Genomic DNA, 21,167 nt, shown 5'->3' on the forward strand with positions numbered 1-21,167 from the left:
CATGGCACGTTGGATTGGTCATCATCAGGAAAAACGTGCGCAACAGTATCTGCAACGGGCCGGACTCACTCTGGTAGCCAAAAATGTGACCTATCGCGGCAGCGAAATCGACCTGATAATGAAGGAACAACAAACCTGGGTGTGTGTGGAAGTAAAATATCGCCAGCAGGATAGCCATGGCCATGCTGCCGAAACTATCAGTCCGGCAAAAATTCACCGAATGGGTACTGCGTTTCAACGTTATTTAAGTGATAATGGTATGAATTCCAATATGGTTCCCATGCGGCTTGACGCAGTAGTCATTGACGGTGATAACATCAACTGGCTGAAAAACATCGCTCAGTAGGGTCATGGAGCCTGTGCAGTTAAGAGAAACGATATATCTACATGATCGAAAATATCAAAGCGAATTTTACCGAAAGTATCCAAACCAAAATTGCAGCGTCAGAAATGCTGCCGCCAGCCATTGATAAAGCAGCCATGATGATGGTTGAAGCGCTGATCCGCGGTAATAAGATTTTAAGCTGTGGTAACGGTGGTTCAGCCGGCGACGCCCAGCACTTTTCGTCGGAAATGTTAAACCGTTTCGAACGCGACCGCCCCAGCCTGCCGGCGATAGCCATTACCACCGATACCTCAACGTTGACGTCTATTACCAACGACTACAGTTACGATGAAGTGTTCTCCAAGCAGGTACGTGCGCTGGGCCAGCCGGGCGATGTATTGCTGGCAATTTCCACCAGTGGTAATTCTCGTAATGTGATTAACGCCATGGAAGCGGCTTTATCACGGGACATGACTATCGTAGCCCTGACCGGTAAAGACGGCGGTGAGATGGCAGGTTTCCTGGGTGAACACGATGTGGAAATCCGTGTTCCCTCCAACCGCACAGCGCGGATCCAGGAGGTTCATCTACTGGTCATTCATTGTTTATGCGAGTGTATTGATGACAGCTTGTTCCCGGCCCATGACCCTGATGGTTATTAAGCCTCTGTTACGCAACATACTGACCGTTGGTGCTGTCCTGATGTTATCAGGCAGCCTCAACGGCTGTGCCGTGGTAGCTGTAGGTGCGGTAAGTGCCACGGCGGTATCGGTTTCCAATGACCGCCGCACGGCAGGCACACAATTAGACGATTTTAATGCACAAAATACCGCTTCACGGCTGATAGGAAAGCAGGACAACCTTAACGAAACGTCCAATATTGAAGTGACCGTCTACAACAAGGTGGCATTACTCACCGGGCAGGCGGCAAGCCAGGCCGACATCAAGCAGGCTGAAGAGCAGGTCCGCAGCATTAACTATATCAACAAAATCCACAATCAGATCCGTATCGGTCAGCCCATTGCCACCTCCAGTGAACTTTATGATCGGTGGCTGGCCACTAAGATCCACACTAAAATTCTGGCTTCCGATAATGTACCGACCTCACAAATCAGTATTATTGTCGAAGACTCAGAAGTGTTTTTAATGGGCCTCGTCACTAATCAGGAAGCCACCGCAGCAGTCGATATCGCTCGCCATGTAGACGGCGTAGCGCGGGTCATTCGTGCTTTTGAAATTTACTAGCAGGATGAAGATGTTAGGCAAGGCTTTCACTGATAGACAAAGGCCCATACTGCATTTATGCTAAAGGAAACTACTCTGACAATATTGATCGGAAAATCGTCGATGTCCAGGTACGTCAGTCGCCAGACTGTTAAGCAAACCTTCTTATGTGTAGCCCTTTACTCCCTGGCTGTTTTTTTCAGTATCACAGGCTATGCTGCGCCATCTCAACTCAGCGATTATTTTCGAGAAGTCTGGACCACCCGCGACGGACTCCCACACAACACTATCAATGCCATCGCACAAAGTGAAGACGGCTACCTGTGGGTTGGTACCTGGGAAGGTGCGGCCCGGTTCAACGGCCGGTCGTTTACCGTGTTTGGCCGCGGCGAACCCAGTGGTATGCCGGATGTCGGTATCCGCACCATCCATAAAAACCGCCAATCCAATTTGATCTTTGCCGGGGCCCGCGGTGGGTTGAGCGAACGTCGCCCGGATAACTGGCAAAGCTGGTCACCGTTGAGAGTGTTGATTAATGCCGTTGCCGACGATCCCCAGGGTAATCTGTGGCTGGCAACAGAAGGACAAGGCGTTTACCGTCAGACAGCCCGGGGCGAACGTACCCAACTGACCACTCAACAGGGCTTACCGAGTAACGTGGTGTCCAGCGTACTGACCACTAAAGACGGCACTGTCTGGGTGGGGACCGGGCGCGGATTGGTGCGCCTCAACAGTGAAGACGACAGTTTTGGACTTGAACGGGTCAACGGTTTACCCGAAGTCCCGGTGCTTGCATTAACACCCTATAACAACGGCCTGTTAATTGGCACGGAACGGGGGCTTTACCAGTATCAGGCTGGTGAGGTCAGCGTTTTTTCCCCACAGTTAATGAATCTGCCGGTATCGGTCTTACTGGCTTTCGATAACCAAATCTGGATAGGTACCACCGACCGCGGGCTCCTTCGCTACAGTGACGCCGGTCTGGAGAGTCTGAATATGGCCGCGGGTCTGCCAAACAATCGGATCCTGTCATTATTCCGCGACCGCGAAAACAGTATCTGGATCGGCACTAATGGCGGCTTATTCAGGTTGCGTGACGCCCCCTTTGTCACGCTGACTGCAGAACAGGGTTTAGCCGGCAATTATATTCGCTCGGTACTGTCACACAGTGACGGCAGTGTCTGGGTTGGCAGCAGCCAGGGCGTTAGTCGTATCACTCAGCAGGGTATAGAAACCATTGACTTTTCAGCCTACAGCGACGGCCAGTCAGTCCTTAGCCTGGTTGAGGGGCCCGATGGCTCGGTCTGGATAGGCACCTATTCTGATGGAGTGTTACAGTGGCAGGATGGTGCCATTGTACAGCAATACAACCGCCGCACGGGCTTACTGGCCAACGAAGTCCGCGCCATCGCGGTTGCCCGGGAAGGCGGTTTATGGGTAGGCACCGGCCACGGTCTGAACTATGTAGACAGCAGCGGCGTGAGCAGTTTCACCCCAGAAGATGGCTTACCCACGCCATTTGTAATGGGGCTGTATTTACATGATGACGGTCGTCTGTTTATTGGTACCGGTGGCGGGGTAGTGATACGCAGTCCGCGCGGAGACATTACCCCGATAGATATCAGCAACCTCGATGATGCAGAATATGCCTTTGGTTTTACGCCGGATCTGGCAGCAGGCCTGCTGTGGATGAGCACCGATCGTGGCCTGATAGCCTTTGATCTGACCACAGGCCGCTTGACCATGCTTGGCCGCGACGCGGGCCTGCCTTTCGATAAAGTCTTTCAGGCGGTTATCGACCAGGACAGACATCTGTGGTTAAGCAGCAACCGCGGTATACTGCGCTTCAGACGCGAACAAATTAAGGACTACCTCGCCGGGCAACGCCAACAGGTAGATTACGAGCTATTTGGTGAAAGCGATGGCATGCAAAGTGCGCAGGCCAATGGCGGCTCCATGCAGGCAGCCACACTGGCTCAGGACGGCACGGTATGGTTTGCAACATCCAAAGGCGCTAGCCGGGTTAACCCGGCCGAACTGACCCGCTTTTCAGCCAATACTCCGCCGGTGGTAATAGAAGGCTTTAAAGTAAATGGTTCAGCACTGCCTTTACACTCCGAAAAAGATATTGCCGCCGGCGCAGACCGGATTGAGATTCAGTTTGCCGGACTCGGTTTTGTTATGCCCGAGCGAATTCAGTACCGCACCCGTTTACAGGGGTTCGACAACAGTTGGGTAGACCGGGGCTCTAATACGATTGCTGAATACACTAACCTCCCACCAGGCGACTATCATTTTATGGTAAGTGCCTCATATCCTGGCGGGGCATGGGGTGAGCAAAATGCCAGCTTCCGTTTTTCCATTGCTCCTTACTTCTGGCAACAAACCAGCTTTTGGTTTGTGCTTTTTCTCGTGGCAATAGCGTTAGTTATTGTGGCCCACCGCTGGCGTATGAAGAGTCTCCACCAGCGCGCTGAAGAACTGAGTACCCAGGTGGCCGAACAAACTTATACCCTAAAACAACAGGCCGACAATCTACGCAAAATCGATGAAGAACGTTCAGCATTACTACTGGAAATTAAGCGCCAGGCTGCTGAATTCGAGCAACAGGCCCGGTCAGACAAACTCACCGGTCTTGCCAACCGGCGGGCATTTGATGAGTCACTGCAACGCGAGTGCGCCCGAGCAAGAAGACGGAATTTGCCACTTTGTCTGGCTCTGTTGGATATTGATCACTTCAAGCAAATTAACGATACGTTTAATCATAGCATAGGCGATAGGGTGCTTAAGCTGGTGGCGGATACCATCAGTCACCACTGCCGGGAGGAAGACCTGGTCGCGCGTTGGGGCGGTGAAGAGTTTGCGATACTCCTGCCAAACTGTGATAACGAGGTTGCACAGGACATATGCGAGCGCATTCGCCTGGCTGTTAGCGAGACAGACTGCTCTGCCGTCGCCCCGGGCATCTCGCTGACCATCAGCATTGGGGTCACGGCTTATACCAGCGACGATACCCTGGATAAGTATATTTCGCGGGCTGACAAAGCGTTATACGCCGCAAAAGAAGCCGGCCGCAACCGCCTGCTACTTATTTAAACAGCGATGCTTTAGTCTTTCATCGGGTAACAACGACTGGCAAAGGCGGGTAACCTGCCCTGCGACTGACCATACACATGCAGGTGCCAGGTGGGATGAATACCTCGCGCAGCATCGATTGCATGAATATCACTCCCTCTCATCACCAGCACATCACCTCTTCCCACCACACATTCTATGGTTTCAACGACAGCCCGGTTGTGAGCGTCTGCACAACAATAGAAAACGTGGAATTCTGCTCCTGACAGTCCAACAATAACCACCCAGGTCCGATGGTCATGAGCTGGAGTGCTGACCCCTTTACCATCAGATACCAGATAGACCGAAGGGCCGCCGGCAGGGTCCTCACTTAGCGGATACATAAACTCTTCACCAGGCCCGGCCTGTTGAAACTGAGTTAAATCGAAGTTCGATGCCAGACAAATATCTCGGAGCCGTTCTCCGACAGCTTGCAACTGAGAGTAATCAGGCGCCTTGCTTTGGCATTCAACCCGGATTTGCCGGGCAAAATCTTCGATGGCGCTAAGGGAAGCTGTCATAAAACGGTTACCTAATGTCTCGCCTCAGTTCGCACACTCTTTTCAGACCCAGTATCATTAAAAAAATAAGCGCCAGAGGTGGTGTAAAAAATAACAAAATCGCCAGCATGGTAGTGAGTACCGGAGTCTCTGTTTTACGTTTGCCAAGGTAATACCCCATTATCACCATCAATACCAGAACAAATGAGCCGAGCCTGGTCGCGTTAATTGCTCCCATATCTTCATCCTGAATACAGCCACAATCCAATTTCAGAAAAATAACACGAGGGCAAAGTAACCACAAACAAGCCCTCACCATCTGGCGTGTTATTCCCTGCGTCACAGCTTTATCGTCGACATAATACTTTGGTGGTACGCCACCGCTGTTCAAATTGCCATCAGCTATACTAGCCCTGTTACAAAGCGCAGGTCTGGCAGGGGCTGGCGACTGGTCAGCCGTATTTGAGTACCATATTCGTCACCAACCACTGCCCAGCTTTGTCGACAATAAGGCCGTAATCATATTGACTAACCAGGTTAAAGCGCCTATATTGTCGACATATTTTCTAAAGTGAGTCGTTAATAGTGAGTATCGCAGCCTTTGCTGAACAAGCGGTCACCAGCGCTGACAAAACGTTTTTACAGCTTCGGGGAGATATTGTTGAAGGTGCCATTCCGGCAGGCAGTAAACTGAGCGAAACCGAACTGTCGACAAAGTATCAGGTAAGTCGTGCGGTTATCCGGGAAGCGATTAACCGCCTTGAGTCCTGCCATCTGGTTGAGCGTAAAGCCAATGTCGGCGCGCGTATTGTGTCATTAACGCCGGAAGGCTTAATTCAGCTCTACCAGGTTCGCGAGGCGCTTGAGGGCATGGCCGCTCGTTTGGCGGCAAAAAACATGTCGGATGAAGAAATTGCCGACCTCACGGCCCTGCTCGACAATCACTTTCAAACCGTAAAAGGCGGCGAGTCCTATTATCAGGAAGCCGGCGACCTGGATTTTCATTACCGGATTATTCTGGGCAGCAAAAATCAACACCTCATCGAAGTGCTGGTTAACGGCATCTACCATTTGATTCGCATGTATCGTGTGCAGCTTGGTATGGCCGGGCCGCGGGTCACCACCGCATTTGATGAGCACAAACACGTGGTACAAGCGATTGCAAACCGTGACGAAGAGCTGGCCGAAATGCTAATGCGTCGTCACATTTTGTATTCAAAAAACAACATTGAACGCAAGTTGCTTCAATCCTAATCACCCTAAACCAAGAGAATGATTATGAGCGCAGGTAAAAAATTTCGTCAGGCACTGGCCGACAATACACCTCTTCAAATCGTAGGCACGATTAACGCCTACAGTGCCATGATGGCAAAAGCCATTGGCCACAAGGCCATCTACCTCTCTGGTGGTGGTGTTGCCAATGCTTCTTACGGTCTGCCAGACCTGGGGATGACTTCGTTAAATGACGTTATTGTTGACGTTCAGCGCATCACTTCTGCCTGCGACCTCCCCCTACTGGTCGATATTGATACCGGTTGGGGCGGCGCATTTAACATTGCCAAAACCATTAGAGACATGGAAAAAGCCGGCGCAGCGGCCGTGCATATGGAAGACCAGGTAGCTCAGAAACGTTGTGGTCACCGTCCAAACAAAGAGATCGTATCGACCGCAGAAATGGTTGACCGTATCAAGGCAGCCGTAGATGCCCGTACCGATCCGGACTTTTTCATTATGGCTCGCACCGACGCCTTTGCACAGGAAGGACTGGAAAAAGCCATTGAGCGTGCAAAAGCTTACGTGGCAGCCGGTGCTGATGGCATCTTCGCCGAAGCAGTGAAAACCGAAGAGCACTACCGCGCATTCTCTGCAGCGCTGGATGTGCCACTTCTGGCTAATATCACCGAATTTGGCCAAACCGAATTATGGAACAAAGAAGAGCTCGGTGAATGGGGCGCCGCTATGGTGTTATACCCTCTAAGTGCCTTCCGAGCCATGAATAAAGCTGCCGAAACCGTGTATACCGCCATCTTAAAAGACGGCGATCAAAAAGCGGTCACAGACATGATGCAAACTCGCATGGAACTTTATGATTATCTGGGTTACCACGAATACGAGAAGAAGCTCGATGCGTTATTCGCGGAAGGTAAAAACAAGTAAGCAAATTAACTGACTGACGCCGCCCAACCGGGTTTCACCGCCCGCAAAGCGTCAGTCCGAAAAAGTGTACTCTACAAAAATTACATTAGGAGAAAAACGATGGCTAAAGTACTCAGTGGTGCAGGCTTACGTGGTCAGGTAGCCGGTAAAACCGCCTTATCAACCGTAGGTGTTTCAGGTTCCGGCCTGACCTATCGTGGTTACGATGTAAAGGACCTGGCCAATCACTGTCAGTTTGAAGAAGTTGCCTATCTTATCCTTAAAGGCAAGCTGCCAAACCAGGCCGAGCTGGATGAATACAAAGCGAAACTGAAAGGCATGCGCAGCCTGCCACAGGCCCTGCTTGATGTACTGGAACGTATTCCTGCTGATGCCCACCCAATGGATGTTATGCGTACCGGTTGTTCGATGCTGGGTAACCTTGAAATGGAAAACGACTTCAGCGAGCAGGGTGAAATCACTGATCGCATGCTGGCCTGTTTCCCAAGCATTATTTGCTACTGGTATCGTTTCTCTCACGACGGCGTTCGCATTGACGTTAACACTGACGACGATTCAATTGGCGCGCACTTCCTGCATATGCTGCATGGCAAGAAACCAAACAACCTGCACGAGCAGGTAATGCACGTATCCCTGATCCTCTACGCCGAGCACGAATTTAATGCATCAACCTTTACAGCTCGCGTGTGTGCATCAACCTTATCTGACATGCATTCGTGTATTACCGGTGCAATAGGTTCACTGCGTGGTCCTCTGCATGGGGGGGCAAACGAAGCGGCCATGGAACTAATTGAAAACTTCACTTCGCCTGAACATGCTGAAGCAGAAATGATGGGCAAGCTGGAGCGCAAAGAGAAAATCATGGGCTTTGGTCATGCGATTTACTCTGAGTCTGACCCACGTAACGAAATCATTAAAGGCTGGTCTGAAAAACTGGCAGCCGATGTGGGCGACACTGTGCTTTATCCGGTATCGGTGCGCTGTGAAGAAGTGATGTGGCGCGAGAAGAAACTGTTTTGTAATGCGGATTTCTTCCATGCGTCGGCTTACCACTTTATGGGTATCCCCACTAAACTGTTTACGCCTATCTTTGTGATGTCGCGTTTAACAGGCTGGGCTGCTCACGTTATGGAACAACGTGCTGATAACCGTATAATCCGCCCATCTGCAGATTATACCGGCGAAGACCTGCGTCCGGTTCCTGCTATCGCAGATCGCGCTTAAATCCTTTGCCGCTTCGTGACCGTCGAAGCGGCAGTCTTGCTACGCTTTAGGATACGTCATGAATACCGAATACCGTAAACACCTGACAGGCACTAATCTGGACTACTTCGACGCGCGCGAAGCCGTTGACGCCATTAAACCTGGCGCGTTTGATACCCTGCCCTACACTTCCCGTGTGCATGCAGAAAACCTGGTTCGCCGTTGTCCGCCAGACCAACTTAAAGACTCCCTTATTCAGTTAATCGAGCGCAAACGCGACCTCGACTTTCCCTGGTTCCCGGCACGCGTGGTGTGTCACGACATCCTGGGGCAAACCGCACTGGTTGACTTAGCCGGCTTACGTGATGCCATCGCCGAGCAAGGCGGCGATCCGTCCAAAGTTAACCCGGTTGTCCCAACACAACTTATCGTGGATCACTCACTGGCTGTAGAACATGCCGGTTTTGAGAAAGACGCGTTTGAAAAGAACCGCGCGATTGAGGACCGTCGTAATGACGACCGCTTCCACTTTATTAACTGGACCAAAACCGCCTTTAAAAACGTCGATGTGATCCCACCCGGCAACGGCATTATGCACCAGATTAACCTGGAAAAAATGTCGCCGGTAGTACACGCTAAAGATGGCGTTGCCTTCCCGGATACCCTGGTAGGTACCGATAGTCACACTCCGCACGTTGATGCCCTGGGCGTTATCGCGGTAGGTGTAGGCGGCCTGGAAGCAGAAAGCGTCATGCTGGGTCGCGCCTCTTACATGCGTTTACCGAATATCGTCGGCGTTGAGTTAACCGGTAAACCACAGCCTGGGATTACTGCCACCGATATCGTATTGGCCCTCACAGAATTCCTCCGTAAAGAACGTGTAGTCTCTGCTTACCTTGAGTTCTATGGCGAAGGTGCCGCGCACTTAACCCTGGGTGACCGTGCCACTATCTCCAACATGACACCGGAATACGGTGCCACCGCGGCGATGTTCTATATCGACGACCAAACCCTGGATTACCTGAAACTCACCGGTCGTACTGCTGAGCAGGTCGAACTGGTAGAAACCTATGCAAAACAGGCAGGCCTGTGGGCTGACACGCTTACCGAAGCTGAATATGAGCGCGTACTGACCTTTGATTTATCATCAGTGACCCGTAACATGGCCGGTCCTTCTAACCCTCATGCACGTTTGGCTACCAGCGATCTTGCTGCGCGCGGCATTGCCGGTAAGTGGGAAGAACAGGAAGGCATGATGCCCGATGGCGCGGTAATCATTGCCGCCATCACCAGTTGTACCAACACCAGTAACCCGCGTAACGTAGTGGCAGCAGGTCTGTTAGCCCGTAACGCCAATGCCAAAGGCCTGGTGCGTAAGCCTTGGGTGAAAAGCTCTCTGGCACCGGGTTCCAAAGTAGTGAAGATGTACCTGGAAGAAGCCAACCTGCTGCCTGAACTGGAGCAACTTGGCTTTGGTGTGGTGGCCTTTGCCTGTACAACTTGTAACGGCATGAGTGGCGCTCTGGATCCGCGTATCCAGCAGGAAATTATCGACCGCGACCTTTATACAACTGCAGTACTTTCCGGTAACCGCAACTTCGATGGCCGTATTCATCCATACGCCAAACAGGCTTTCTTAGCCTCGCCACCGTTGGTAGTGGCCTACGCCATTGCCGGTACTGTGCGTTTTGATATCGAGAAAGACGTACTCGGCCATGATCAGGACGGCAACCCGGTTACTCTGAAAGACATCTGGCCATCCGATGAAGAAATTGATGCCGTAGTAAAAGCGTCAGTAAAACCGGAGCAGTTCAACAAGGTATACGAGCCAATGTTTGACCTCTCAGTTGATTACGGTGATGATATCGACCCACTGTACGAATGGCGCGAGATGAGTACCTATATTCGTCGTCCGCCTTACTGGGAAGGCGCCTTGGCTGCCGAACGTACCTTAAAAGGCATGCGACCGCTGGCGATACTGCCGGACAATATCACCACCGACCATTTATCGCCGTCTAACGCTATCCTGGCGTCGAGTGCTGCCGGTGAATACCTGGCCAAGATGGGACTGCCGGAAGAGGACTTCAACTCTTACGCCACTCACCGTGGTGACCATCTTACCGCCCAACGTGCGACCCTGGCTAACCCGAAAATATTCAACGAGATGGTCGTTGAAAATGGCGAGGTGAAACAAGGCTCTCTGGCGCGTATTGAGCCGGAAGGTAAAGTCACCCGCATGTGGGAAGCTATCGAAACCTACATGCAGCGCAAGCAACCGCTGATTATCATCGCCGGTGCCGACTATGGTCAGGGCTCGTCCCGTGACTGGGCGGCAAAAGGGGTTCGTTTAGCCGGGGTAGAAGCGATTGTGGCGGAGGGCTTTGAGCGCATTCACCGCACCAATCTGATTGGCATGGGCGTATTACCGCTTGAATTCAAGCCGGGCACCACCCGCAAGACCCTTGAACTCGACGGTACGGAAACCTACGATGTGATTGGTGAACACACTCCAGGCAATATCCTGACACTGGTAATCCACCGTGCCAACGGCGAAATCGTTGAAGTACCAGTTACCAGTCGTTTGGATACCTTTGAAGAAGTATCTATTTACTCCGCGGGTGGCGTACTTCAGCGTTTTGCCAAGGACTTCCTGGAAGCCGAAGCAAACTAATCTGATATCAGGGGGCATTACGCCCCCTTAGCAGTTAACAATCCTTTAGTGAGAGACTTATGGCTTTTGCACCACAAATAAAAATTCCGGCCACCTATATGCGTGGCGGTACCAGTAAAGGCGTCTTTTTTAATCTAGCCGATTTACCCGAGGCGGCGCAACAACCCGGCGCCTATCGCGATGCCATGCTGCTACGCGTTATTGGCAGTCCGGATCCTTACGGCAAACAAACCGATGGTATGGGCGGCGCGACTTCCAGTACCAGTAAAACGGTTATTTTAAGTAAGAGCGAACACGAAGGGTACGATGTGGATTACCTGTTTGGTCAGGTGTCTATCGATAAAGCTTTTGTAGACTGGAGCGGTAACTGCGGTAACTTAACCGCTGCGGTAGGCGCCTTTGCCGTGAACAATGGTTTAGTCGATGCAGAGCGTATACCGGACAACGGTGTTGTTATGGTGCGCGTCTGGCAAGTCAATATCAGCAAAGCCATCAATGTGCATGTGCCTATTACTAATGGCGAGGTGCAGGAAACCGGTAATTTCGAACTAGACGGCGTCACCTTTCCGGCGGCGGAAGTCAAAGTAGAGTTTATGGATCCGGCCGACGGCGAGGGCGATATGTTCCCCACCGGCAATCTGGTTGATGAGCTCACCACACCAGAATTCGGCACCCTGAAAGCCACGATGATCAACGCCGGTATCCCGACGATTTTTGTTAATGCGGCGGATATCGGCTACACCGGAACCGAGTTGCAGGACGATATTAACAGCGACCCACAAGCGCTGGCGAAATTTGAATCCCTGCGCGCACACGGCGCGGTAAAAATGGGTTTGATCAGCGATATCAGTGAAGCGGCAGGCAGACAGCATACGCCAAAGATAGCCTTTGTTGCGCCCCCCGCCGAGTACACTTCATCAAGCGGTAAACTTATTGAGATTGATGATATCGACGTATTGGTAAGAGCATTGTCCATGGGCAAATTACACCATGCGATGATGGGCACTGCCGCCGTGGCTATCGCCACCGCAGCAGCTATTCCCGGCACACTGGTGAACGATGCAGCGGGCGGTGTGGATCGCGCCAGTGTGGTGTTCGGCCACCCATCAGGTACGCTTGGCGTAGGTGCAGAAGCAGCCGTTGTTAACGGCAAATGGACCGCCACCAAAGCGGTGATGAGCCGTTCAGCGCGAATTCTGATGGACGGTCGCGTACATATCCCCGCACCTCAGGTTTAGTCTTTACCAACCCGCTGCGCACAGGCAATGTGCGCAGCGCCGCCAACCAGTTTCTCTGGGTGGCCAGCGACTATTGGGCATGGGCTGGTCACCTCTTTTCTTTTGCAACACTGGCAATCTGCTTATTTAAAGCGCACAATAACCACTCATCAGCGTAGTGAAGATGGAAATACCTGGAGATTTGATATGGCAGGTAAATTTAGTAAACACGGTTCTCTGAGTGTCGCCATTGACGGCAGACTGATTGTGTTAAACGGTGAAGGCCCCTGGAATGCAGAATCGCTGCACTTATCCGACGATAAGATCATGCAAAACCTGCGCGCTATGTACAGCTCCCCCTGGGGCGTGCTGGCCATTTTTCGTGGCGAGGCCGTATACGTACCTGAAGCGTTCACATTACTACGCAAACAAATCAAAAAAGAAGTCACCCTCTGCCGGGTAGCCACTGCAGTGGTGTTTGAAGACGTAAACTCCCCGTTGCTGTCAAAGCATCAGTTTAAATCGATTTATGAGATGCCGGGCCATGAAGTAGCGTTTTTTGATTCAGCCGACGATGCCAAAGCCTGGTTGAATTCACTGATTAGTCAGCAGCAACAGCAAGCTTAAAAGCGATATGCGAGGCTGACAAAACCAAAACTGTCATCACTGCTGGCGCTATAGGTCGCCCCAATTAGCCAACCGGGTTTATTCTGCCCGCTTACATAAAGTTTAATGCCAATCGAACCACCATATTGACGTTCATACTCATATTCGGTTAATTCTAAATCACCACCAAACCATTCATCACTGCGATAACGATCAACGTCGATAATGCCGCCAAAAGTGGTGAGTGATAAATGTTTGGTCACAAAAAAATTGGCACCAATCCCCCCTCCTATGCCTCTCTCATTCTCACGAATATCCTCCGTGATACCAAATGCGCCATATAATTCCAGAGGCTTAAATGGCATCTGCGCGATAGCCTGAAAACCCAGGCCGCCATATTCTATGCCAAGGCCACTTTCGGTTTTAAACAGGCTTTTGCCATTGGCTGAAGCTGCTGTTAGCAGCAAAACCATCAATAACATCCGTTTCATAATGCTTCCTTTTCTATTCCATAAAAGGGAAGAAGCAACCTGCCTCTACGTTGTGATTGCTTTGACAACCTTTAGTCAGGTCTAATCGTCGATGGTTTGTTCTTTTAACCAATCGTGCAGTGTTTCCATATCGTGAGGCACCGCCATTTGCAGTTCTTCCAACCAGTCGTGAACGTTTTGCCACCAGGCAGGATGGTCTCCCTGCTGGATTTGGTTAGCAATACGCTGCACCCTGGCCAGGCCAACCGAACTGGCTGCGCCTTTAATTTTATGCGCCTGGGCGCACACTTCAGATTTTTCGTCGGCACTTAAGCTTAACTGCAGGATTTCCATATATTCCGGCATTTTTTCCTGGAACACTTTCACACTGGCGCGTACCATATCCTCGCCAATGGTATCCACCAGCATTTGCAGCAAGTCCAAATCCAGAATATTGGTCAGCAGCTTACTGCTGTCGAGTTTCTTGCGCGGTGGCGCTTCGGGAGCAGGCTGTTCCACTTCAGACTCAGCAAATAGCATGTTGAGCACTTCTACCACCCGGCTCTTCTTAACCGGTTTAGCTATTACGTCATCCATACCGTTTTGCAGATATTCTTCGCGCTTTTTAATCACATTAGCAGTAAGCGCAACAATCGGCGTCTGCATGACCAGATCTTCTTCATGCAGTGTGGCGGCCACGTCAAAGCCGGTCATATCCGGTAATTGGATATCGAGTAAAATAAGGTCGTAGGTGGTTTCCCGGGCTTTGTCTATGGCTTCCTGGCCGGTCATTGCCACATCAACATGCTGGCCTAACTTCTCCAGCAATGCTTTGGCCACCATTACGTTAAGCTCAATGTCTTCGACCAGCAGAATGTTCAGTCCGGTAACCTGTAATTGTGCCACCTGCATGGGACGGTTAGATACCTGCAAAGGCAGCTCTACGATAAAGCGGGTACCCTTGCCCTGCTCGCTTTCAACACGGATATCACCATGCATCAGATCAACCATTTGCTTACAAATCGCCAGGCCGATACCAGTGCCGGTGGCCGATTGATGATCAGGGTGATCGACCTGATAATACATGGCAAAAATCTTGTCGATTTCAGTGTCAGGGATCCCCACGCCAGTATCTTCAATGACGTAAGTGACTAACGAAATATCGCTATTGGGTCGGGTGGCCGAGACAGTTAACGATACATGTCCTTTCTGGGTGAATTTCACCGCATTGAACAGAATGTTCCACAGGATCTGACGTAACCGCGTACCGTCTACTTCCACCTGTTTAGGTAACGGCTCGACGATATTGGTGATCAGCTCCAGCGATTTGTCTTTCGCCAGTAAACGAATAATCGAACTCAACTCTTCGGTGAAGTCGCGCAGGGAGACGGTTTTCAACGATAGTTCCAGCTTGTCGCGGTCGAGCTTATCCAAATCGATAATGTCGTTAAATATGTTGCCAAGGGTAATCGCACTGGCATAAATGGTACTCACCCAGCTCCACTGCTCTTCGTTAAGCTCGGTATCGCGCAACATCCGGCTTAAACCAACAATCCCATTGAGCGGCGTGCGCAGTTCGTGGCTGATGGTGGCAATAAATCGCGTTTTGTCGGTACTGGCTTTGGCCGCAGCACTTTCGGCCTGTTTGCGCTCGGTCATATCACGGCCAAAGGCAAGTAATCCCAGTCGGTTACCTTCGTGATCAAAAAAGGGCACCCGACGCATTTCAAAGAAACGCCGACGGCCATCGGCAAAACGTAACCATAGCTCATCAGTAATGCTGGCATTGGTTTCAAGTACTTCATGATCACTGGCAACGACCTGACGAGCCAGTTCCTCTTCATAAACATCGTGCGGAGTAAGACCAAGCAATTCTCTCTCGGACATGCCAGTCAATTGCTCCGCAACCCGGTTACACCCGGCAAAACGGCCTTCTTCGTTGCGGTAGTAAATCAGGTCGGGGGAGGCATCAATGATGGAGCGTAACAGGGTGGATAAGCGCCGGGCCTGGGCTTCTTTCTCCGACTTATCCTGAATTTCTTTTTCCAGCTCTTTAAACACCGTTTCCCGTTCTTCCTGAGCGTGTTTACGCTGTTCTATTTCATGGTTTAGCTGACGAATATTGTTTTGCAACTCACGGTTCAGAAACACATCTTCTTCACGCAGGTGTTCCAACTGGCTGACCACTTCTTTTAAATTCGTTCGCGAATGTTCCAGTTGCTTTACCAGTTCACTGAAAAAATACAACACCCAGGGCGCCGACAGCATGGTAAGTATAACGGCGCTGATAAAGTCATCTGGCTGCACGTCACTCCCCAGGCTCACGCGGATGACATAAGAACCGCCCACCGTAAACGCCAGCGTTAATACGACAAACAATACACTTAGCTTGATAGTGCCAAAGCGCTCTACAAACTGCGCAAAACGTATCGCCCAGGAATCATTCGGAGTTTCTTGATACATAGCTGAAATACTTCGTTGTTTAGTGCCGCTATCCTAGCAGGTCTTAGCGACATTCGCATAGATTACTGCGCAGCTAAAAGTGGATACAATGGCCCTGTATTAACCGTTAACCTTTATTCCCTTGCAATAATTGTCTACGCAGCACTGGGCTTTTGCAGTAATTATTGGTTTAATGGAATCCTAGCCTGCCTTTATAATAGGTTCAATCCAACCGCACAGCGGACATCTCCTGGTGAGACTGATGCGGTGGCCTTGTTCACTGCTGTCTATGAAGCAGCCGGATTAGTTTAAAATAAACATTCAGCGCCGCTTGCTGAAACTGGGTAAATACCCAAATATTACGACTTTTTATGCAACTTAAGTTGTAGACATAAAAGCCGGATAATGTTTTTTTAGCTTCAACTGAGTATTTTTTTTCGATTTTTTTTGCGCCTAAAAATAGAGTCAACAAGCTGATAAATATACAAAAAAAAGATTGTATACGATTTCACAAAACCCGACTCACACATTCCGATTGATTTTAGGAATCAATATCGGTATTTTGTACGGCCCGCTTGGCAATAGTGCATAAAAATGCGGTACATGACTGGTATCCACTAATAATAATTAACGACAAACCGGCGCAGACTGATTTTTCTATATTTTTCAGTTTATTACGCGTTGTTACGCCGTTGCAAAGCCACTTCTGGCCAAAAATGCAGCGCATACCTTGCCCAGTCTAAGGTTTAAGGAGTTAAGAGAATGAGTTTATATAATCCCAACGATTCACGGGATAACTGTGGATTTGGTTTGATTGCCCACATAGAAGGTGAGGCCAGCCATAAGCTGGTGACTACCGCTATTGAAGGGCTTGACCGCATGCAACACCGTGGCGGCATTGCCGCAGACGGCAAAACCGGTGACGGTTGCGGTCTGCTATTACAAAAGCCCGATGCCTTCTTCCGCATGATAGCAGAGCAGCATGGCTGGAAGCTCAGCAAAAAATATGCTGTGGGTATGATTTTCCTTAATCAGGACGAAACACTGGCGCAAGCTGCGCGGGAAGTCGTGAATGAAGAGCTGCAAAAAGAAACCCTGGGGGTTGTAGGCTGGCGTGAAGTGCCCGTTAATCACGACGTACTGGGTGAACTGGCGTTAACCGGTGTGCCACAAATTGAACAGGTATTTGTTAACGCGCCGGCTGGTTGGCGTAAACGCGATCTTGAACGCCGTTTATTTATGGTGCGTCGCCGGGTAGAAAAACGCCTCGAGCAGGATCCTGACTTTTACGTTGCCTGCCTGTCTGGCCTGGTAACCATTTATAAAGGTTTGGTAATGCCAAAAGACTTACCTGCCTTCTATAAAGATCTGGCCGATGAAGAACTGAAAAGCAGCATCTGTGTATTCCACCAGCGCTTCTCTACCAACACCCTGCCTAAATGGCCGCTGGCACAGCCTTTCCGCTATCTGGCACACAACGGTGAAATTAATACCATTAAAGGTAACCGCGATTGGGCAATGGCCCGTACCGGTAAATTTGCCACGCCACTGATCCCGGACCTGAAAGACGCAGCACCTTTTGTTAATACCGAAGGGTCTGACTCATCGTCACTGGATAATATGCTGGAGCTGTTCCTCGCCGGTGGCATGGACTTGTTCCGCGCCATGCGTTTGTTAGTGCCGCCAGCGTATCAGAACAATGACACCATGGATCCTAAACTACGTGCATTCTACGAGTTTAACTCCATGCACATGGAGCCCTGGGATGGCCCGGCCGGTATCGTAATGACCAATGGTCGTCACGTAGCCTGTAACCTCGACCGGAACGGTCTGCGCCCGGCGCGTTATGTACTGACCAAAAACGGCTTTATTACCCTGGCCTCTGAAATTGGTATCTGGGATTACGAACCTGAAGACGTAGTAGAAAAAGGCCGTGTTGGTCCGGGCGAAATGCTCGCAGTAGATACCTATAACGGTAAAATCTGGCGCTCTACGGAAATTGATGACGAGTTGAAAGACCGTCACCCCTATCATGAGTGGATTGAGAAAAATATCCGTTCATTAACGCCGATTGAAAATATGGATGCCTCGCTGATTGGTCAGCGAGTATTCAATGACGACACCATGGCGGTGTATCACAAGCTGTTTAACTACAGTTATGAAGAAATCCATCAAGTCATTAAGGTACTGGGTAAAGACGGTCAGGAAGCCGTTGGCTCAATGGGTGATGACACACCGATGGCGGTTTTATCTTCCAGGCACCGTACCCTGTACGATTATTTCCGTCAGCAGTTTGCACAGGTAACCAACCCGCCAATCGATCCGCTGCGGGAAAACCACGTGATGTCACTGGCCACCTGTATTGGCCGTGAGCAAAACGTATTCAGTGAAACCAGTGGTTATGCTGATCGCGTGTTATTTAAATCTCCCATACTGATGTACACCGATTTAAAGCAATTACGCGAATTCAATCCTGACCATTATTATTCAGAAGTTATCGATCTGCAGTATTCACAGGATGAAGGTCTGAAGAAAGCCATTGAGCGTGTGTGTCACGAGGTAGAGTACCTGGTGAAACAAAAACGCGCGGCCTTTGTGGTGCTTTCAGACCGTAACATCAAGCCGAACAAACTGTCGATTCCTGCCGCGATGGCCGTCGGTGCTGTACACCGCCGCTTAGTGGATCAACAATTACGTTGCGACGCCAACATCGTAGTAGAAACGGCTTCTGCCCGTGACCCACACCACTTCGCCGTGCTGATTGGCTTAGGTGCTACCGCGGTTTATCCGTTCCTGGCCTATGAAACTATCGAGCAGCTGTGTGAAAAGGGCGAGCTGGATATTACCCCCATGCAAGCGGTATTGAATTACCGTAAAGGGATTAATAAGGGCCTGTATAAAATCATGTCGAAAATGGGCATCAGCACGGTTGCCAGTTACCGTAGCTCGAAACTGTTTGAAGCGATTGGTATCAGTAATGATGTAATCCAGATGTGCTTCAAAGGCGTGACCTCCAGAATTGAAGGTGCCTCTTTCGATGACTTCCAGCAGGACGCCATTAATCTGTCGCGGGTTGCCTGGCTGAAACGTAAAAAAATGTCTCATGGTGGCTTACTCAAGTATGTTCATGATGGCGAATACCATGCGTACAACCCGGATGTGGTCAAAACCCTGCAAAAAGCGGTGGTTAGCGGTGACTATGCTGATTATCAGCAGTATGCAGCGCTGGTTAACGACCGGGCACCGTCTCACCTGCGAGACTTAATGAAAGTCCTGCCAGCGGGTGAAGCTGTGGATATCAGCGAAGTGGAATCAGCGGAAAACCTGTTCCCACGTTTTGACACCGCGGCAATGTCCATCGGTGCTCTGAGTCCTGAGGCACACGAGGCGCTGGCGATTGCCATGAACCGTTTAGGTGGCCAGTCAAACTCCGGTGAAGGTGGTGAAGATCCAAAACGCTTCAATACCGAAAAGAACTCTAAAATCAAACAGGTTGCTTCAGGCCGCTTTGGCGTTACACCACATTATCTGGTCAATGCCAATGTTATCCAAATCAAGGTTGCACAGGGAGCTAAACCTGGTGAAGGTGGTCAGTTACCTGGCGACAAAGTCAATAAGTATATCGCGCAGCTGCGTTTCTCGGTGCCAGGCGTAACCCTGATTTCACCACCACCGCACCATGATATTTACTCTATTGAAGATTTAGCTCAGTTAATCTTCGATCTGAAGCAAGTGAACCCAACCGCGCTTATTTCAGTGAAACTGGTTTCTGAGCCAGGTGTAGGCACCATCGCAACCGGCGTTGCTAAAGCCTATGCCGACCTCATTACCATTTCTGGCTACGACGGCGGTACGGGTGCCAGCCCGTTAACGTCAGTGAAATACGCGGGTAGTCCGTTCGAACTGGGTCTGTCTGAAACACAGCAGGCTCTGGTTGAGAATGGTCTGCGTCATAAAGTACGGGTACAAACCGATGGCGGCCTGAAAACCGGATTGGACGTAATCAAAGCCGCTATTCTAGGTGCTGAGAGCTTTGGTTTTGGTACCGGCCCAATGGTTGCGTTAGGTTGTAAGTACCTGCGGATTTGTCACCTGAATAACTGTGCAACCGGTGTTGCCACCCAGGACGATAAACTGCGCAGCGACCATTTTATTGGCCTGCCAGAAATGGTCATGAACTACTTTAAGTTTGTGGCACAGGAAGTTCGTGAAATCATGGCTTCCATGGGCGTACGTAAGTTCGACGAGCTGATCGGGCGCACCGAATTACTGGAGTTACTTGACGGTTATACCGCTAAGCAAAACCGACTGGATCTGTCCCCCATACTGGCCAAGCCGGTTGCCGGTGAGCACACTCGTCTGTTCTGCTCTGAAACGACCAACGCGCCGCTCGACAAAGGTGTCCTTAACGCGAAGATGCTTAAGGATGCTAAAGAGGCCGTCGTTAAAGGTTGTGGTATTAACTTAAGTTACCCAATTCGCAATACCGATCGCTCAGTAGGTGCTTTACTGTCTGGTGAAATCGCCAAACATTACGGCAACCACGATATGGAAGAAATGCCAATCACCGTGACCTTCAAAGGGACGGCGGGGCAGAGCTTCGGTGTCTGGAATGCCGGTGGCCTGAACATGTACATCGAAGGCGACGCCAACGATTACGTCGGTAAAGGCATGACCGGCGGTAAGCTGGTTATCTATCCGCCGCGCAAAGGCGAATTCAATGCCCATGAAAGTGCCATTATGGGTAACACCTGCCTGTATGGTGCAACCGGTGGTAAGTTGTTTGCTGCTGGCCGTGCCGGTGAACGTTTCGGGGTGCGTAACTCCGGTGCGATTGCCGTAGTGGAAGGTGTTGGCGACAACGGTTGTGAATACATGACCGGTGGTATTGTGGCGGTACTGGGTCCGGTAGGCATTAACTTTGGTGCCGGCATGACAGGTGGTTTCGCTTATCTTTATGATGAGCAAGGCGATCTGAACAACCGTGTTAACCAGGAGTTGGTTGAAGTACTGGATATCGATGATAAAGTCATTCTTGCCGAACATTTACGCGGCCTGATCAACCAGCACTACGAAGAAACCGGCAGCCAGTTCTCACTAAGTCTGCTGCACGATTTCACCAATACACTGAATCGCTTTAAGCTGGTTAAGCCAAAAACCAGTGATGTGAAAAATCTGTTGGGCCATATTAGTCGTTCCAGCGCGGAACTGCGCATTCAGGCGCAATAGAGGGGTTAG

At 50.5% G+C, this 21,167-nt stretch carries 15 protein-coding genes; 11 read left to right on the forward strand and 4 right to left on the reverse strand.

The annotated features are described in order from the left end of the window. Nucleotide 1: 1 nt before the first annotated feature. The 4 genes from AC2T0J_RS01055 to AC2T0J_RS01070 all read left to right on the forward strand — a co-directional run bounded on the left by AC2T0J_RS01055 (nucleotide 2) and on the right by AC2T0J_RS01070 (nucleotide 4,645). Entirely contained in the window at nucleotides 2-346 is a 345-nt protein-coding gene (locus AC2T0J_RS01055; protein ID WP_489808358.1) for a YraN family protein, read from the forward strand. Between the two features lie 41 nt (nucleotides 347-387). Further along, nucleotides 388-987, forward strand: coding sequence for a phosphoheptose isomerase (locus AC2T0J_RS01060; RefSeq protein WP_105936437.1), 600 nt, complete (start codon nucleotides 388-390; stop codon nucleotides 985-987). Next, a complete protein-coding gene (locus AC2T0J_RS01065; protein WP_489808359.1) occupies nucleotides 947-1,570 on the forward strand; it encodes a BON domain-containing protein in 624 nt (207 codons plus the stop codon). The genes AC2T0J_RS01060 and AC2T0J_RS01065 overlap by 41 nt, the downstream gene beginning before the upstream one ends. A gap of 102 nt (nucleotides 1,571-1,672) precedes the next feature. Continuing rightward, nucleotides 1,673-4,645, forward strand: a complete 2,973-nt coding sequence (locus tag AC2T0J_RS01070; protein WP_489808360.1) for a diguanylate cyclase — start codon at nucleotides 1,673-1,675, stop codon at nucleotides 4,643-4,645. 11 nt (nucleotides 4,646-4,656) lie between these two features. On the opposite strand, the gene AC2T0J_RS01075 is transcribed toward AC2T0J_RS01070, so the two are convergent. Beyond that, complete coding sequence (locus AC2T0J_RS01075; RefSeq protein ID WP_489808361.1) at nucleotides 4,657-5,184, reverse strand: hypothetical protein; 528 nt, start codon at nucleotides 5,182-5,184, stop codon at nucleotides 4,657-4,659. Nucleotides 5,185-5,191: 7 nt separating this feature from the next. Then, complete coding sequence (locus AC2T0J_RS01080; RefSeq protein WP_489808362.1) at nucleotides 5,192-5,401, reverse strand: hypothetical protein; 210 nt, start codon at nucleotides 5,399-5,401, stop codon at nucleotides 5,192-5,194. A 353-nt stretch (nucleotides 5,402-5,754) separates the two neighbouring features. Between AC2T0J_RS01080 and AC2T0J_RS01085 the strand changes: the two genes are divergently transcribed. The 6 genes from AC2T0J_RS01085 to AC2T0J_RS01110 all read left to right on the forward strand — a co-directional run bounded on the left by AC2T0J_RS01085 (nucleotide 5,755) and on the right by AC2T0J_RS01110 (nucleotide 13,038). Further along, complete coding sequence (locus tag AC2T0J_RS01085; protein WP_489810409.1) at nucleotides 5,755-6,417, forward strand: GntR family transcriptional regulator; 663 nt, start codon at nucleotides 5,755-5,757, stop codon at nucleotides 6,415-6,417. Nucleotides 6,418-6,441: 24 nt separating this feature from the next. Then, complete coding sequence (gene prpB / locus AC2T0J_RS01090) at nucleotides 6,442-7,320, forward strand: methylisocitrate lyase (RefSeq protein WP_489808363.1); 879 nt, start codon at nucleotides 6,442-6,444, stop codon at nucleotides 7,318-7,320. 99 nt (nucleotides 7,321-7,419) lie between these two features. Continuing rightward, on the forward strand, nucleotides 7,420-8,544 hold the full coding sequence (gene prpC / locus AC2T0J_RS01095) for a bifunctional 2-methylcitrate synthase/citrate synthase (RefSeq protein ID WP_489808364.1): 1,125 nt from the start codon (nucleotides 7,420-7,422) through the stop codon (nucleotides 8,542-8,544). A gap of 58 nt (nucleotides 8,545-8,602) precedes the next feature. Next, complete coding sequence (gene acnD / locus AC2T0J_RS01100; RefSeq protein WP_489808365.1) at nucleotides 8,603-11,194, forward strand: Fe/S-dependent 2-methylisocitrate dehydratase AcnD; 2,592 nt, start codon at nucleotides 8,603-8,605, stop codon at nucleotides 11,192-11,194. 59 nt (nucleotides 11,195-11,253) lie between these two features. After that, a complete protein-coding gene (gene prpF / locus AC2T0J_RS01105; protein ID WP_489808366.1) occupies nucleotides 11,254-12,432 on the forward strand; it encodes a 2-methylaconitate cis-trans isomerase PrpF in 1,179 nt (392 codons plus the stop codon). Between the two features lie 186 nt (nucleotides 12,433-12,618). Then, nucleotides 12,619-13,038 (forward strand): hypothetical protein, encoded by a 420-nt coding sequence (locus AC2T0J_RS01110; RefSeq protein WP_489808367.1) that lies wholly within the window; start codon nucleotides 12,619-12,621, stop codon nucleotides 13,036-13,038. Here the strand turns inward: AC2T0J_RS01110 and AC2T0J_RS01115 are convergent. Together AC2T0J_RS01115 and arcB are read right to left on the reverse strand one after the other, a co-directional pair. Then, nucleotides 13,035-13,508 (reverse strand): hypothetical protein, encoded by a 474-nt coding sequence (locus AC2T0J_RS01115; RefSeq protein ID WP_489808368.1) that lies wholly within the window; start codon nucleotides 13,506-13,508, stop codon nucleotides 13,035-13,037. The genes AC2T0J_RS01110 and AC2T0J_RS01115 overlap by 4 nt on opposite strands. A gap of 81 nt (nucleotides 13,509-13,589) precedes the next feature. Next, entirely contained in the window at nucleotides 13,590-15,950 is a 2,361-nt protein-coding gene (arcB, locus tag AC2T0J_RS01120; protein WP_489808369.1) for an aerobic respiration two-component sensor histidine kinase ArcB, read from the reverse strand. A gap of 741 nt (nucleotides 15,951-16,691) precedes the next feature. Here arcB and gltB point away from each other — a divergent pair. After that, entirely contained in the window at nucleotides 16,692-21,158 is a 4,467-nt protein-coding gene (gene gltB / locus AC2T0J_RS01125; RefSeq protein WP_489808370.1) for a glutamate synthase large subunit, read from the forward strand. Nucleotides 21,159-21,167 lie beyond the last annotated feature (9 nt).

Source organism: Alteromonas sp. ISO5 (genome assembly GCF_058105165.1).